Origin of the sequence: Rhodococcus sp. NPDC057529, from assembly GCF_042802055.1 — a bacterium.
Lineage (GTDB): Bacteria > Actinomycetota > Actinomycetes > Mycobacteriales > Mycobacteriaceae > Rhodococcus_F.
In genome coordinates, this window is the sequence record NZ_JBHVEY010000008.1 from 203,103 (window position 1) to 217,741 (window position 14,639).

The following is a 14,639-nucleotide window of genomic DNA, read 5'->3' on the forward strand; positions in this document are numbered from 1 at the left end:
TAGCCGGAATCACAGGGACCGGACCATGGGCATGGAACGCGGGTTTGGGACCATGGAACGGGTGGGGTAGTGCGAGAAGGGTCCCGACCGATGACTGTGAGCGATGAGAACTGGCCGATGATCGGCGCGACAGGGGCGCGTTTCGGTTCGGCCGGCCGGCGCCGAAGCGACAGGAAAGAGCAGTCGCCGACGGCAGAGCCGAGCCCGTCGCAGTCGGTCGAGTGGGTGGAGCCCGGCCGGGCGGAGGCCGTTCCCGAGCAGGTGGAGGCCCCGTCCGAACCCGCCGGCCGAGCGCCCGAGACGGCCGAGTCCACGGAGTGGGCGGAGCCCGAGGAGACGGTCTCCATCGTCCGGCCGTTCATTCTCACGGGCGGGCGGACGGAGTCCGGGATAGATCTGCCGTTGGAGGCGGTCATCGTCGCCCGCGCCGACGGGGACGCCGTCGTGGACGCGATGCCGGCGCCGGACGAACTGCGCCGTGTCTTCGCGCTGTGCTCCGAACCGCGGTCGGTGGCCGAGATCGCGTCGCTCGCGTCGATCCCGCTCGGGGTCGCGCGGGTACTCGTCGGCGACCTCGCGGCGGCCGGAGCGGTCACCGTGAACGAGACCGCCGGATCCACCGGCCCGGATCGGAAGTTGATGGAACGCGTCCTCGACGGGCTGCGCAGACTCTGAAGCCCCGCTCGCCGGGGCAGATGCCCACGAATTCGTCAGCTGCACAGGCAATTGCCTGTGCAGCTGACGAATTGCTGTGAAACTACGGCGATGTGCGGCGCATCGCTCCGACGGGGTCGGAGTAGATGGCGCTCAGCGACACCACCGTCGACGCGTACTCCTGCACCCGGTTGCCGAATCCGGAAATGCGAATGTCCCTGCGCTCCAGCGACGATGCCTGCGCGAACGCCTCCGCGACGTGCGGGATTCCGGCAGGGTACTCGGTGAACGCCTGACCGCCGAGGATCACACGGTCCGGGTTGAACAGGTCCCGCAGCATCGCGACCGTCTTGCCGAGCACCTGCGCACGTTCGACCAGGATCTCGTGCGCGGGAACGGAACCCGAGGATGCCGCCTTGTAGAGCGCGCTCATCGTCGGACGCTGGTTCGACTCGGGGAGGATGCCGGCGTCGAGCGCGGCGGAGATGACCGCGCGATCGCTGATCGTCGCCTCGAGGCATCCGCGTGAACCGCACGAGCACTGCGCCGACGAACCGGTCGGCAGGTGCGCGATGGAACCGGGACCGCTCGACGGGGTGTGGACGCGGCCGTCGATCGTGATCGCGATTCCGGCCGTCTCACGGGCGTAGAAGTACAGGCCCGTTTCGCCTTGCGCGACACCGTCTTCGCTGTCGGGGCTCAGCAGCAACTCGGATGCGGCCATCGCCTCGACGTGCGCCGCGACGGAGACGGGCAACCCGAGTCCGGTCGCGATGATGGCGCCGACCTGAGCGGACTTCCACCCCAGCCTGGGGTGGTCGACGACACCGGTCTGCGCATCGACGCGTCCGCCGAGCGCGACACCCGCCCACAACGGGCGACGACGGTGCCAGCGGGACGCGAAGGCCCGTGCGCTGCGGGCGATGCCGGTCAGCGCGTCGGCGGACGCGCCCTGCGGGGTGGGCACCTCGACCGCGCCGAGGACCTTTCCACGGAGGTCGCTGGCGATGATGCTGGTCACGACCGCACCGATGTGGATGCCCACGGTCAGGTACGGCTCGTGGTTGACCTCGAACGGAACACGCGGACGACCGATCGCGCCGGACGGCGTGAGGTCGCCGCGTTCGCGCAGCAACCCGAGGTCGAGGAGCGCCGACACCTGACGGTTGACGGTGGCGATGCTCAGCCCGGTCGCCTTCGCGGCGACGTCCCGCGACAGCGGCCCACGGGACCGGGCCACCCGCAGAACGCCGGCGGCGGGGCCGTCGCTGATCCGCAGTTCGGGAGGAACGATGTGCAGACGGGGTCGGGACACGGGCCGCTGGAATCGAGATGCGGATCCGGTCCGGGTAGGGCTGGAAAGGGTGGGGGTAGACACGTGGCAGTCCTTGCATGCGGAGGCGGTGCGCACCTTCGTCCGAACGCTGCATCGGTCCCGGGTGGAGATGGGGACGACCGAGGACGATCGATCAGGAGAAGACGGCGCTAATTAGCTGCAGATGCTGAGACAGCGACAACACAGTTCCCGCGCCAAGGGCAGCCGCGAACCCAGCGCGGAGGTCACGTAGGTGACCCGCGGAGCGGTCGACTGGCCTGAGGACATGTCACGAAAGTAGCAGCTTCGGTCGGTTTCACCAATCCGAAGGCGCGATGGCGTGTACGGGCGCGCCACCCCATTCCCCAGTTCCCGCTGCTGCAGGGCGGCGGCATCCGCAGCAGCGGGAGACCGACGCCACTCTTGACGGCCGACCGTGTCTCACGACACAATACACCGGGATACCAACCGAACGTACGGTTATAGGAGCGAGATGTATCGATGTGATCGTCACTGGTCGGCACACCGGGTCCGGAGTTGTCGATGAAGACGACGAGGGCGGTCCTCGCCCTCGGAACGGGACTCACCGTGCTGCTGACGGCCTGCACGGCCACCGGAACGCAGGAGTCCGCCGCCGGAATCACCGTCAAACGGGACGGTTACGGAATCCCACACGTGTACGCCGACACCACGCGCGCGCTCTACTCCGGATACGGCTACTCCGTGGCCGAGGATCGCCTGTTCCAGATGGAGATGGCCAAGCGGTCGTCGATCGGCACGGCGGCCGAGGTGCTCGGACCCGACTACGTCGAGATCGACAAGACGGCGCGGGGGAGCATCGATCCGCAGTCGATCAAGGATCAACTCTCCCGACTGCCGCAGGACGAACGCGACATCTTCGACGGCTACGCCGAGGGGTTCAACAAGCGGATCGACGAGGTCGCCGCGGACCCGGATCACCTGATGCCGAAGCAGTTCCTGGACGGCGATTTCCGGCCGGAGCACTGGACCGGATACGACGTGGCGATGGTCTGGGTGCAGACCATGGCCAACAGGTTCTCCCAGTCGAGCAGTGAACTCGCGAACCTCCAGGTCCTGAAGAGCCTGCAGGCGAAGAACGGCGCGGAGAAGGGCCGGCAACTCTTCGACCAGCTGATCTGGGCCGAGGAAGACCCCACCGCCCCGACCACGGTCCCCCGCGACAAGTCGACGTCGCCCGGCGACGAACCGCACGCGATGACCGCGGAAGCCGGGCTCTCCGACGTGACGCAGGCACTCCCCGACGCGAATCTGACTCGGATGAAGAACGCGGGCGGCGGCGACTGGCCGCACATGAAACCCGAGGCCAGCAATCTGTGGATGGTCGGCGCCGACAAGACCACCGACGGCACGTCCGTCCTGATGAACGGGCCGCAGTTCGGCTGGTTCAACCCGTCCTATGTGTACGGCGTCGGTTTGCACGGCGCCGGTCTCGACGTCGCAGGCAACACGCCCTATGCCGTCCCGACCGTTCTGTTCGGCACCAACAAGACGATCTCGTGGGGAGCGACCGCCGGGCCGCTCGACGTCAACGATGTCTACCAGGAAGTCCTCGACCCCTCGAACGAGCACGCATACCGATTCGACGGCGAGTACCGCCCGATGGAGATCCGGAACGACACGATCAAGGTGCGCGGCGGAGCGGACGTCGCGTACCCGGTCTACTCGACGGTGCACGGCCGGGTCACCAGCTTCGATACCGCGAACGGAACTGGGTACTCGCTGAAGGAGAGCTGGGCGGGGTACGAGATCCAGTCGCTGGTCGCCTGGATCGACATCATGAAGGCCACCAACTGGGACGAGTTCCTCGAGCAGGCGAAGAAGGTCGCCATCACCATCAACTGGTACTACGCCGACAATCAGGGAAACATCGGCTACGTCTCTCCCGGTCGACTGCCCGTCCGCCCGGCCGGCCAGGACCTGCGGCTTCCCGCGATCGGTGACGGCAGCATGGAGTGGGAGGGCATCCGGCCCTTCGAGGACAACCCGCAGTCGTACAACCCCGAGCAGGGCTACCTGGCGAATTGGAACAACCAGTCCGCGGCAGGCGCGCTCGCCGACGGCTACAACTGGTCCCCCGTCGACCGCGTGCGGGCCATCACCACCCGCCTCGAGGCCAAGGACGAATTCACTCCCGGCGAGATCTGGGACATCAACAGGCAGGCGTCGTTCGCCGACCTCAACATCGACTATCTGCTGCCGTACCTGGATCAGGCCACCGGGCAACTGCCGGACGGCGACCCCGTCGCCTCGGGCGTGAACCTGCTCCGCAACTGGGACGGGCAGGCCACCGACGACAACGCGGACGGCGTCTACGACGGACCGGAACCGGTGATCATGCGCACGTGGCTGCCGATCCTGTTCGATGCGGTGATCCGCGACGACCTTCCGGAAGACGTGTACGCGTCGTATGCGGCGAAGGTCTACCCTGCCGCGGGCACCGCACGTCCCGCCGAGGCGACGAAACTCGTCTACAACGCCTTGCGCGGCGACGAGTCCGGCGTTCCGCAGACCACCGACTTCTTCAACGGAGCGGATCGCCTCTCCGTCCTCCGTTCGACGTTCGGCCAGGCGATGGACCGGCTGCGCGCCGAGCAGGGCCCGGACCCCGCCGGCTGGACGTTGCCGGTCGGCGCGAACCGGTTCGACTTCAAGAACTACCTGGGCGTTCCCCAGGCCGGTAGCGACGAGATTCTGTCGCTGTCGCCGTACATGAATCGCGGAACCCAGAACGACCGCATCGTGCTCGGCGACGGCATCGCCGACCTCTGCACCGTCGGGCCGCCCGGCCAGAGTGGTTTCATCGCACCGGACGGCACGCGGTCGCGGCACTACAGCGACCAGATGGACATGTATCGGAACTTCCAGTGCAAGACCGATCCGCTGACCGAACAGTCGGTTGATGCGAACAAGTCGGGCGAGGTGACGTTGAACTAACGGATTCGGCAGTTCGGTACGCACTCCTCATCCCCTGCCGGGGCGGCACGTCCGCCGCCCCGGCGCCCTCGAAGGACATCGACATGACCTCCACGCAGATCTCCGTGACACCGCAGGCGCCCGTCCGGCCGCTGAAGGTGGCCGGCGCCAGTCTCATCGGGACCGCCATCGAGTGGTACGACTACTTCATCTACGGCATGGCGGCCGCGATCGTGTTCGGCCCGCTGTTCTTTCCGTCCTTCTCCTCGATCGCGGGCACCCTGGCCGCGTTCGCGACGTTCTCCGTCGGCTTCATCGCGCGGCCGATCGGCGGCGTCGTGATGGGCCACTTCGGTGACCGCATCGGACGCAAGTCCATGCTCGTCCTGTCGCTGATGCTGATGGGCGGCGCGACCGTCGGCATCGGACTGCTGCCCACCTACGCCACCATCGGCGTCTGGGCGCCGATTCTGCTGGTCACCCTGCGTTTCATCCAGGGAATCGGGGTCGGCGGAGAGTGGGGCGGCGCCGTGCTGATGGCGGTCGAGCATGCGCCCGCCAACAGGAAGGGCTTCTACGGGAGCTTCCCGCAGATGGGTGTGCCCGGCGGTCTGATCCTGGCAAATCTCGTGTTCCTCGGGGTGTCGACGAGCCTCAGCGAAGAAGCGTTCCTGGCCTGGGGCTGGCGGATCCCGTTCCTGGCCAGCGCCGTGATGGTGCTGATGGGTCTCGTCATCCGATTCACCATCACCGAGAGCCCCGACTTCGAGAAGGTCAAGGACACGCACCGCGATCAGCGACTGCCGATCGTCACCGTGCTGCGGGAGAACCTGCGCGAAGTGCTGCTGTCCGCGGGCGCGTTCGTCGGCATCAACACCGTCGGATACATCTTCATGGCGTACCTGCTGTCCTATTCGACGAAGGTCCTGGGCATGAGCAAGACGCTCGTGCTCGTCTTCACGCTGGTCGCCTCGTTCGTGTGGCTGATCGTCATCCCCGTCGCGTCGATGCTGTCCGACCGGTACGGCCGCCGGCGACTGCTCGTCACCGGTTCGGTCGGGCTGACGGTCTGGGCGGCGGCGCTGTTCCCGCTGATCGACCTCGGGAACCCGGCGGTGATGATGATCGCGCTTCTCGGCACGGCCGTGTTCATGGGCATCGTGTACGGGCCGATCGCCGCACTGTTCACCGAATTGTTCAGCGCCGAAGTCCGGTACAGCGGTGCGTCACTCGGCTATCAGATCGGTTCGGTTCTCGGTGGTGGGCTGGCCCCGACGGTGGCCGCCGCGCTGTACGCGAGGTGGGGTTCGTCGGCGCCGATCTCCGTGTACCTCACCGCGGTCACGCTGCTCAGCCTGCTCTGCGTCGTCGCGATCACCCGGAAGGTCCGCGCCTCCGCGTAGCGACGACACGATGGACCACGGTCTCCGCCACGCCGCCCGCCGGTGCGGCGGAGACGTCGTCGTGCGCCCACCCGTTGCGATCAGGGTGACGCAAATCCTTCCGGCGACACGCTCCCCGATGGTTCGGTTACAGGACTCCACACCGTCTCCGGTATCCGAAAGGCCCACCATGTCCATCGATTTCGCGCCCGAGCACGTGACCGACGCCGAGGGGTCCCCGAACGCGGCGAGCGTCGTCAAGCTGGGCGCCCACATCGGCGCCCGGATCGACGGCGTCCGGCTCGGCGGCAACCTCGACCCCGCCACCGTCTCGCTCATCCGTCAGGCCCTGCTCGAGCACAAGGTGATCTTCTTCCGCGGCCAGGAACATCTCACCGACGACTCGCAGTACGAGTTCGCGGAGCTTCTCGGCTCCCCCACGACGGCGCACCCGACCGTCACCTCGCGCGGCACCAAGGTGCTGCCCATCGACTCCGACTACGGCAAAGCCAACAGCTGGCACACCGACGTCACGTTCGTCGACCGCATCCCGAAGGCGTCGATCCTGCGCGCCGTGGAACTCCCCACGTACGGCGGCACCACCACCTGGGCGTCGGGTGTCGCCGCCTACAACGCGCTGCCCGAGCCGCTGAAGGTCCTCGCCGACAACCTGTGGGCGACGCACACCAACGTCTACGACTACGCGGCGACCAGCGCCGAACGCGCGCAGGACGAGAAGTCGCAGGAATACCGCGCCGAGTTCCAGTCCACCTACTTCGAGACGGAGCACCCGGTGGTGCGGGTCCACCCCGAGACCGGCGAACGCACACTGCTGCTCGGTCACTTCGTCAAGAAGCTGGTCGGCCTGAGCAGCACCCAGTCGCAAGCGCTGTTCAAGGTCCTGCAGGATCACGCCATCTCCCTCGAGTTCACCACCCGGTGGAACTGGCAGTCGGGCGATGTCGCGATCTGGGACAATCGTGCCACTCAGCACTACGCCGTCGCCGACTACGACGACCAGTACCGGCGACTCAACCGCATCACCCTGGCCGGCGACGTCCCCGTCGACGTCCGGGGCGAGCGCAGCCGCAGCGTCGCAGGCGACGCGAGTGACTACTCCGTCATCGACGAGCCCTAACATGTCGGCATGACCTTTTCACCTGACACCCGCATCGCCGTCGTCACCGGAGCGAGCTCCGGAATCGGCGAAGCCACCGCCCGCACCCTGGCCGAACAGGGATTTCATGTGGTGATCGGGGCGCGGCGACTGGATCGTCTGGAGAAGATCGCCGACGACATCGGCGGTACCGCGCTCGAACTCGACGTCACGGACCAGGATTCCGTGGACGCGTTCAGCGCGGTACTGCCGAGGGTCGACGTGCTCGTGAACAATGCGGGCGGTGCCAAGGGACTGGCCACCGTCGCCGAGGCCGATCTCGACGACTGGCGGTGGATGTGGGAGACCAATGTTCTGGGCACCCTTCGGATCACCAAGGCGCTGCTGCCGAAGTTGATCGAGTCGGGTGACGGTCTGGTCGTCACCGTCACGTCGCTGGCTGCGCTCGAGGCGTACGACAACGGTTCCGGGTACACGACGGCCAAGCACGCGGAGGCCGTCCTGCACCGCACGCTGCGCGGCGAACTGCTCGGCAAACCGGTCCGTTTCACCGAGATCGCCCCGGGCGCAGTGGAAACCGAGTTCTCGCTGGTGCGCTTCGAAGGCGACCAGGACCGCGCCGACAAGGTCTACCAGGGCATCACCCCGCTGGTGGCCACGGACGTCGCGGACATCATCGGATTCGTCGCCTCCCGGCCGTCCCACGTGAACATCGACCAGATCGTCGTCAAGCCACGAGATCAGGCCTCGTCCGGACGTTTTCACCGTACGACGTAGGCGACTTCGCGGCGATCCGCCTGTCCTGGTGTTCGAGGAACAGGACCACCGCCCACAGTCCCGCCACGATCGTCACCAAACCCAGCAACATCCATCCCATCCCACAGCCCCCTGCCGATCAACGACTTTCGACCGAAACGGACTGTCGGGGTCGTCCGTCGACCCCTCGACAGCGGACGACTCCCCACAGTTGTGTCACCCGAGAACGCGGCGCCGTTGACGCGTCCTCATTCAGGTAGACGCAACGGAGTCGGCTTCGGTTCCACCGAGTGTGAAGAAAGTTTCAGAGCGGCCGACCCGTAGGTGAGCGGCACAGTGTGCCCGAGCACGCTGTGCCGCTCACCTATGCGAGGGCCGACAGGGACTGCCAGTCGGGCCAGCTGATCGCCCAGTCGTAGATGTCGCCGTCGGCGGCCGACAGGTCGATGGACGTCCCGGTCACCTCGACGGGGTCGCCGTACATCGCGGTGCCGAAGTACTGCTGGGCGTCCTCGAGGGACAGGTTGATGCAGCCGTTGGTGACGTTCGACGAACCCTGGACGCCGATGGTCTCGGGGTTGGCGTGGATGAACTCGCCGTTGTTGGAGATGCGGACCGCCCAGCGTTCGCGGACGTTCTCGTAGAACGGCGGGTTGGACATGAGGAAGTCCTCGTGCTTCTCGGTCACCATGTGGATGCCGCTGCGGGTGACGTTGCGCGCCTCGTTGCCCTCGCCGTAGCTGACGGGGATGTCCATGATCGTTTCGCCGCCGCGCACCACCTGCATGCGGTGGCTGGGGGCGTTCGCGATCACGATCTGACTGCGCCCGACTGTGAAGTTCAGCGACAGGTCCTGCTCGCCGTAGGCTCCCCCGCCGAAGTCCACGCCGTACAGCTTCGCGTCCAGGGCGACGGTGGTCCCGGGCGCCCAGTAGTTCTGGGGACGCCAGTGCGCGCGCGACCCGTTGTCGTCGGGCAGCCACGCCCAGGAGCCGGGGGTGGGCGGGTCGGTCGTGACGGTCATCGCCTTCTCGACCGCCGCCTTGTCTTCGACGGAATCGTGGAACTGCACGATGATCGGGGCGGCGATCCCGACTTCCTGGCCGTCGCCGATGTTGAGTGTGGCGCCGATCGTCTCGTCCGGTTCGAGTGTGGTGAAGCTGCCGTCGACGGCGGCGGACTTGCCGTCCGTGCCGAGTGCCGTGCCCTTCCAGGTGTAGGTGGCGCCGTAGCCCAGCGCCTCCCCGACGGTGAACGTGGTCCGGTCGGGTGACAGCACACCCTGCACGGCACGCCCCTCGGCGTTGACGAGGGAGATGTCGGTGAACGTGCCCTGCGACGCGGTCGCGGAGATCGGCGCCACCGGGCTGACGTCCTCGGTGCCCGACGCCGGATTCTGGGTGACCTCGACCGCCGGTTCGGGAGGCGCGGTGGCGGTTCCCGACTCGGAGCCGACCGTGCATCCGGTCAGCAAAACTACAAACGCGAGCAGCGCCGTCGCGATCAGCGCGACGCGCGACCGACTTGTCCGAGAACCCAGTTCATGCACAGCTAACAGGTTACCTGCGCTACGGACCTGTCTCAGATCGCGCAGCCGACCGTCACGGGTTCGGGTTCGAGCCGGACACCGAACGCCGACTGGACGCCGTCCCGGACGTCGCGAGCCAGTGCGAGCAGGTCTTCGCTCTTCGCGGCGCCCCGGTTGGTCAACGCGAGTGTGTGCTTCGTCGACAGCCGCGCGACGGCGTTCTCGCCGGGATACCCCTTCGAGAAGCCGGACCGCTCGATCAGCCAACCGGCAGACAACTTGGTTCCGCCGTCGGCCGGGTACTGCGGAACGGTGACGTCGCCGAGGCGGGTCTCGATCGCGGCGAGGACCCCCGCCAGTTCGCCGTCGGAGACGACGGGATTGGTGAAGAACGAGCCCGCGCTCCAGGTGTCGTGGTCGTCGGGGTCCAGCACCATGCCCTTGCCCCGGCGGAGATCCAGCACGGCGCCCCGGACCTGCGCCGACGGCAACCGGTCGCCCTCGGAACCGTCGAGGGCCGAGACGAGTTCGCGGTAGCGCAGCGGCTCGGAGAGCCCGTCGGGATGCACGGTCAGTTCGACGGCGAGCACCAGTGCGGCGTCGGAGTGCTTGAGGACGCTCGTGCGGTACCCGAGGCCCAGCGCGCCGGGTTCGACCCAGCGTGCCTCACCGGTGCGCCGATCGAGGAGGTGCACCCGCCGCAGCATCGACCCGATCTCGACGCCGTACGCGCCGACGTTCTGCACCGGGGTGGCCCCGGTCGACCCGGGGATCCCCGACAGGCATTCGAGCCCGCCCAGTTCGGCGGCGACGGTCTGCGCGACCACCTGATCCCACTCGGCGCCCGCCTCCGCAGTGACGAATCCCTCCTCCAGACCGACAGTGGTGTTGCACACACGCACCACCACGCCGTCGAATCCGTCGTCCCCGACGACGAGATTGGAGCCGCCGGCGAGGATCAGCGTCGGGATGTGCGCGGCGTCGAGAAGCCGCACCACGTCGACGAGGACCTGCGTGGTCGGGCACTCCGCCACGATCCGCGCCGGCCCGCCGACCCGCAGCGTGGTCATCCCCGACAGTTCGAGGTTTTCCGACACGAAGGCACCCGAATCGACGAGTTGACTGACAATGCTCACATCCCACACAACCGCAAACGGTAGCGTGGCCGATCGTGAGCCGCCGCATCGAGCATTCGTCGTCCTATGCGTTTCCCGTCGCCCAGGTCCATGCGGGCCTGATCACCGAGCAGTACTGGCGCGACCGTCTGGACAAGGTCGGAGGACCGGGGGCCACCCTGGAGCAGGTCACGACCGGCCCGGGCACCATCTCGGTGGCCATGTCGCAGTCGATTCCCGCCGAGCACCTGCCCAGCATCGTCTCGAAGGTCCGTCCGGGCGACCTCGTGATCAAGCGCACGGAGACGTGGGGCACGCTCGACGGCGATCACGCCGAGGGCACGTTCACGGCCGAGGTCGTGGGTGCGCCCGCGACGATCTCCGGAACCCAGACGCTGAAGGAAGACGGTTCCCGGGCGAACGTGCAGGTCGAAGGCAAGGCCGAGGTCAGGATCCCGCTCATCGGCGGCAAGATCGAGAACGCGATCGCGGACGAGGTCCTCCGCCTGATCGCGAAGGAGCAGGAGTTCACCGAGCAGTGGCTCGGGAGCTGACCTGGGGCGGGTGTCCATTGTGTCGGGTCCCAGCCGGTAACCTAGGCGATCATGGCTCGCCGCATCGACTACTCAGCCCGTTACAAGCACACCCCCAAAGAGGTGTACAACGCGTTCACCAACCGTGACTACTGGGATGCGCGCATCGAGGAGATGCGGAAGTACTCTGAGAACCACATCGAGCACTTCGACGTGAACGACGACGGGATCGACATCGTCCTGCACCACATCCTGCCGCGGTCGGAACTCCCCGAGATCGCGCAGACCGTGATGAAGAAGGACATGGTCATCACGCGCAAGGAGTCGTACACGCCCTTCGGTGAGCCGACCACGGGCACGTACGAGGCGTCGATCCCTGCGGGTCCCGGCAGTCTGACGGGCACCATGAAGCTGTTCGCCACCGAGACGGGGTGCACGTTCCGCACCTCGTCCGAGGCGAAGGTGTACCTGCCGTTCATCGGCGGGAAGCTCGAGCAGCTGATGCTGGTCAACCTGATCGACCTGTTCCGCGCCGAGGCCGAGATCACCGAAACGTGGTTGTCGCAGCACTAGCACTCACAGCACGGATTTCCCATGACTTCAGCGACGCTGAGGCGGCCCCACGGTGTCATCACCCGGGGTACGACAGGCATCAACCGGCTGCGCCGCAGCGACCGCTGGCTCGTCCACGACGCGCTGGTGCGCCGGACGCTGCACGCGTCCGCTGACCCGCTCGTCGTCGACCTCGGGTACGGCGCCCGGCCGCACACCACGTTCGAGCTGGCCGACCGGTTGACCGCCGTGCGCGGCGACCGCCGGGTGGTCGGGCTCGAGATCGACCCCGAGCGTGTGGTCGAGAGCAGGAACGGTGTGAGTTTCGCCCGCGGCGGGTTCGAGCTCTCCGGACTGCGCCCCGTCCTCGTCCGTGCGTTCAACGTGCTGCGGCAGTACCCCGAGGATGCGGTCGGGCCTGCCTGGGCGCGGATGCAGTCCGGGCTCGCCCCGGGCGGGTTGATCCTCGACGGCACGTGTGACGAGCTCGGCCGCCGCTGTGCGTGGGTGCTGCTCGACGCCACCCGCCCGCTGTCGCTGACCCTGGCGTGGGATCCGTTCGCGGTGGACAAGCCGTCGGACATCGCCGAACGACTACCCAAGGCGCTGATCCATCGGAATGTCCCGGGTGAGCCGGTCCACGCCCTCCTCGCGGCGGCGGATCGCGCGTGGGCCACCGCGGCGCCGCACGGCTCGTTCGGACCGCGGGTGCGGTGGCGGGCCGCCCTCGAACTGCTGCGCGCGCAGGGACTTCCCGTGCAGCCGCAGCGCCGCCGGATCCGCGACAACATCCTCACCGTTCCGTGGGATCTGGTCGCACCCGGTTCCGGCACGAATTAATTCACGCGACATCCCCCGACGCGCCCCGTAGAGTCGGTTCACGAAACATGTTGTGCCGGTGCGCAGGCGAGGGCTACTTCGACTCTGGATCGCGTGGTCGCCGGTTCGAATCCGGTCAGGGACGCAGGTCCCTGTAGCTCAGTGGTAGAGCGCGTCCGTGCCTCCGCCGACTCCGAACTCGGCACGACATGTGTGCGCGCCACCCGGTGCGCAGACGACGGATACTTCTCTGGCGAAGTGCGTGAGCACGCGGTTCGACTCCGCACCCCGTCGTCGCCTCGACCTCGGGTGGCGCGCACCCACGAGCACCGACACCTCCCGGAAGGAGGAACAACCATGAGCAAGTTCAACCCGAAGATACTGCGCCGCAACAAGGCACGGAGCCCCATCACGTCGGGGACGCAACCGTCGGGCCGCACCTTCGAGGGCGGCAGCGGCTACGCCCGTGACGCGAAGAGCGAGCTGTTCCTCCTCGCGGTCACGAACATGGTCGGTGAGCACACGTTCTACGAGTCGGCTTCGGACCGCGACGGACGGTTCGTCGCGCTGGTCCACGAGGTCGCACTGTCGGACCCGGAGTGGACCGCCCGCCTGATCGGGTGGCTGCGCCGCGATGCGCATCTGCGTTCGGCGTCGGTGGTGGCCGCAGCCGAGTTCGTCCGGGCCCGGCTGGGTGCCGGTCTGCACGGCGGCAACCGTGCCGTCATCTCCTCCGCGCTGGAGCGGGCCGACGAGCCGGGCGAGATCCTCGCGTACTGGATGTCCCGGCACGGCCGTTCGATCCCGAAGCCGGTCAAGCGCGGTGTCGCCGACGCCGCCGCCCGGCTGTACTCGGAACGTTCACTGCTGAAGTGGGATTCCGAGGCCAGGGACGTCCGCTTCGGCGACGTTCTCGAACTCACCCACGCGTCGCCGTCGGCGGCGTGGCAGGGCGAGCTGTTCCGGCACGCGATCGACCGTCGGCAGGGTCGCGAGAACGCCGTGCCTGCCGGTCTGCGCATGCTCACGGAACGGGCGGCGCTGGCGGCACTCCCGCCGGAGGACCGGCGTGCCGTTCTCCGGACCCCGGAGCGGCTGTCGGCGGCCGGCATGACATGGGAGTCGCTCGCCGGCTGGCTGCAGGGACCGATGGATGCCGCGGCCTGGCAGGCGGTGATCCCGTCCATGGGTTTCATGGCGCTTCTCCGTAACCTGCGGAACTTCGACGAGGCCGGGATCCCCGACCACGTCGCGGAGCAGGTGGCGGCCCGGATCGCCGATCCGGGGGAGGTCGCGAAGTCGCGGCAGCTGCCGATGCGCTTTCTCGCGGCGTACCGGAACGCGCCGAGCCTGCGGTGGGGGCACGCGCTCGAGCGTGCGCTCGGGGCGTCGATGTCCGCGGTCCCGTCGCTGCCCGGCCGCACGCTGGTTCTCGTCGACCGGTCCGGATCGATGTTCTACAGCCGCGTCTCGGCGCGGTCGGAACTGACGAGGGCGGACGCGGCCGCTGTGTTCGGCACCGTGCTGGCGGCACGTGCCGAGCGGGCGGACCTCGTCGAATTCGGCACGGACAGCCGGACCGTGCCGTTCGTGCATCGGGCGGTGCTGCGGGTGGTCGACAGCTTCGGCGACCTGGGCGGCACCGACACGGCGGCGGCGGTGCGGAAGCATTACCGCGGCCACGATCGCGTCGTCGTCGTCACCGACGAGCAGGCGGCGTGGGGCGATCCGACCCGGCACGTCCCGGCCGATGTCCCCGTCTACACGTGGAACGTGGCGGGCTACCGGCACGGTCACGGGCCGACGGGGTCCGCGAACCGTCACACGTTCGGCGGACTGTCGGACGCGGGGTTCTCGATGATCCCGCTCCTGGAAGGCGCCGGGGACGGCGAGTGGCTGTTCTGAAGGCCGGA

The 14,639-nt window shown here is 67.9% G+C and carries 12 protein-coding genes; 9 read left to right on the plus strand and 3 right to left on the minus strand.

The features are described from left to right. The first annotated feature begins 90 nt into the window (after nucleotides 1–90). Complete coding sequence (locus ACFU5V_RS17845; protein ID WP_378440736.1) at nucleotides 91–675, plus strand: DUF742 domain-containing protein; 585 nt, start codon at nucleotides 91–93, stop codon at nucleotides 673–675. A gap of 82 nt (nucleotides 676–757) precedes the next feature. On the opposite strand, the gene ACFU5V_RS17850 is transcribed toward ACFU5V_RS17845, so the two are convergent. Continuing rightward, nucleotides 758–2,032, minus strand: a complete 1,275-nt coding sequence (locus ACFU5V_RS17850) for an ROK family protein (RefSeq protein WP_378442415.1) — start codon at nucleotides 2,030–2,032, stop codon at nucleotides 758–760. A 480-nt stretch (nucleotides 2,033–2,512) separates the two neighbouring features. Here ACFU5V_RS17850 and ACFU5V_RS17855 point away from each other — a divergent pair, with 480 nt between their 5' ends. The 4 genes from ACFU5V_RS17855 to ACFU5V_RS17870 all read left to right on the plus strand — a co-directional run bounded on the left by ACFU5V_RS17855 (nucleotide 2,513) and on the right by ACFU5V_RS17870 (nucleotide 8,200). After that, a complete protein-coding gene (locus ACFU5V_RS17855) occupies nucleotides 2,513–4,945 on the plus strand; it encodes a penicillin acylase family protein (protein ID WP_378700957.1) in 2,433 nt (810 codons plus the stop codon). Nucleotides 4,946–5,028: 83 nt separating this feature from the next. Beyond that, nucleotides 5,029–6,327 carry an MFS transporter gene (locus ACFU5V_RS17860; protein ID WP_378700960.1) on the plus strand — a complete coding sequence of 433 codons (1,299 nt, stop codon included), beginning with the start codon at nucleotides 5,029–5,031 and terminating at the stop codon, nucleotides 6,325–6,327. A 169-nt stretch (nucleotides 6,328–6,496) separates the two neighbouring features. Further along, the gene (locus tag ACFU5V_RS17865) at nucleotides 6,497–7,444 is read left to right on the plus strand and encodes a TauD/TfdA dioxygenase family protein (RefSeq protein WP_378700962.1); all 948 of its coding nucleotides are present in this window, start codon (nucleotides 6,497–6,499) and stop codon (nucleotides 7,442–7,444) included. 9 nt (nucleotides 7,445–7,453) lie between these two features. After that, complete coding sequence (locus ACFU5V_RS17870) at nucleotides 7,454–8,200, plus strand: SDR family NAD(P)-dependent oxidoreductase (protein ID WP_378438016.1); 747 nt, start codon at nucleotides 7,454–7,456, stop codon at nucleotides 8,198–8,200. Between the two features lie 343 nt (nucleotides 8,201–8,543). Here the strand turns inward: ACFU5V_RS17870 and ACFU5V_RS17875 are convergent, their stop codons facing one another. Together ACFU5V_RS17875 and ACFU5V_RS17880 are read right to left on the minus strand one after the other, a co-directional pair. After that, a complete protein-coding gene (locus ACFU5V_RS17875) occupies nucleotides 8,544–9,728 on the minus strand; it encodes an Ig-like domain-containing protein (protein ID WP_378438014.1) in 1,185 nt (394 codons plus the stop codon). A 32-nt stretch (nucleotides 9,729–9,760) separates the two neighbouring features. Beyond that, nucleotides 9,761–10,852: a UDP-N-acetylmuramate dehydrogenase gene (locus tag ACFU5V_RS17880; protein WP_378438012.1), complete on the minus strand. Its 1,092-nt coding sequence runs from the start codon at nucleotides 10,850–10,852 to the stop codon at nucleotides 9,761–9,763. A gap of 26 nt (nucleotides 10,853–10,878) precedes the next feature. Between ACFU5V_RS17880 and ACFU5V_RS17885 the strand changes: the two genes are divergently transcribed. The 4 genes from ACFU5V_RS17885 (at nucleotide 10,879) to ACFU5V_RS17900 (ending at nucleotide 14,631) form a co-directional block, all read left to right on the plus strand. Continuing rightward, nucleotides 10,879–11,376, plus strand: a complete 498-nt coding sequence (locus ACFU5V_RS17885; RefSeq protein WP_378438010.1) for a DUF2505 domain-containing protein — start codon at nucleotides 10,879–10,881, stop codon at nucleotides 11,374–11,376. Between the two features lie 51 nt (nucleotides 11,377–11,427). Continuing rightward, on the plus strand, nucleotides 11,428–11,928 hold the full coding sequence (locus tag ACFU5V_RS17890; RefSeq protein WP_005560412.1) for a DUF2505 domain-containing protein: 501 nt from the start codon (nucleotides 11,428–11,430) through the stop codon (nucleotides 11,926–11,928). A 21-nt stretch (nucleotides 11,929–11,949) separates the two neighbouring features. Further along, complete coding sequence (locus ACFU5V_RS17895) at nucleotides 11,950–12,747, plus strand: class I SAM-dependent methyltransferase (RefSeq protein ID WP_378438007.1); 798 nt, start codon at nucleotides 11,950–11,952, stop codon at nucleotides 12,745–12,747. A 336-nt stretch (nucleotides 12,748–13,083) separates the two neighbouring features. After that, on the plus strand, nucleotides 13,084–14,631 hold the full coding sequence (locus tag ACFU5V_RS17900) for a TROVE domain-containing protein (protein ID WP_378700965.1): 1,548 nt from the start codon (nucleotides 13,084–13,086) through the stop codon (nucleotides 14,629–14,631). Nucleotides 14,632–14,639: the final 8 nt, after the last annotated feature.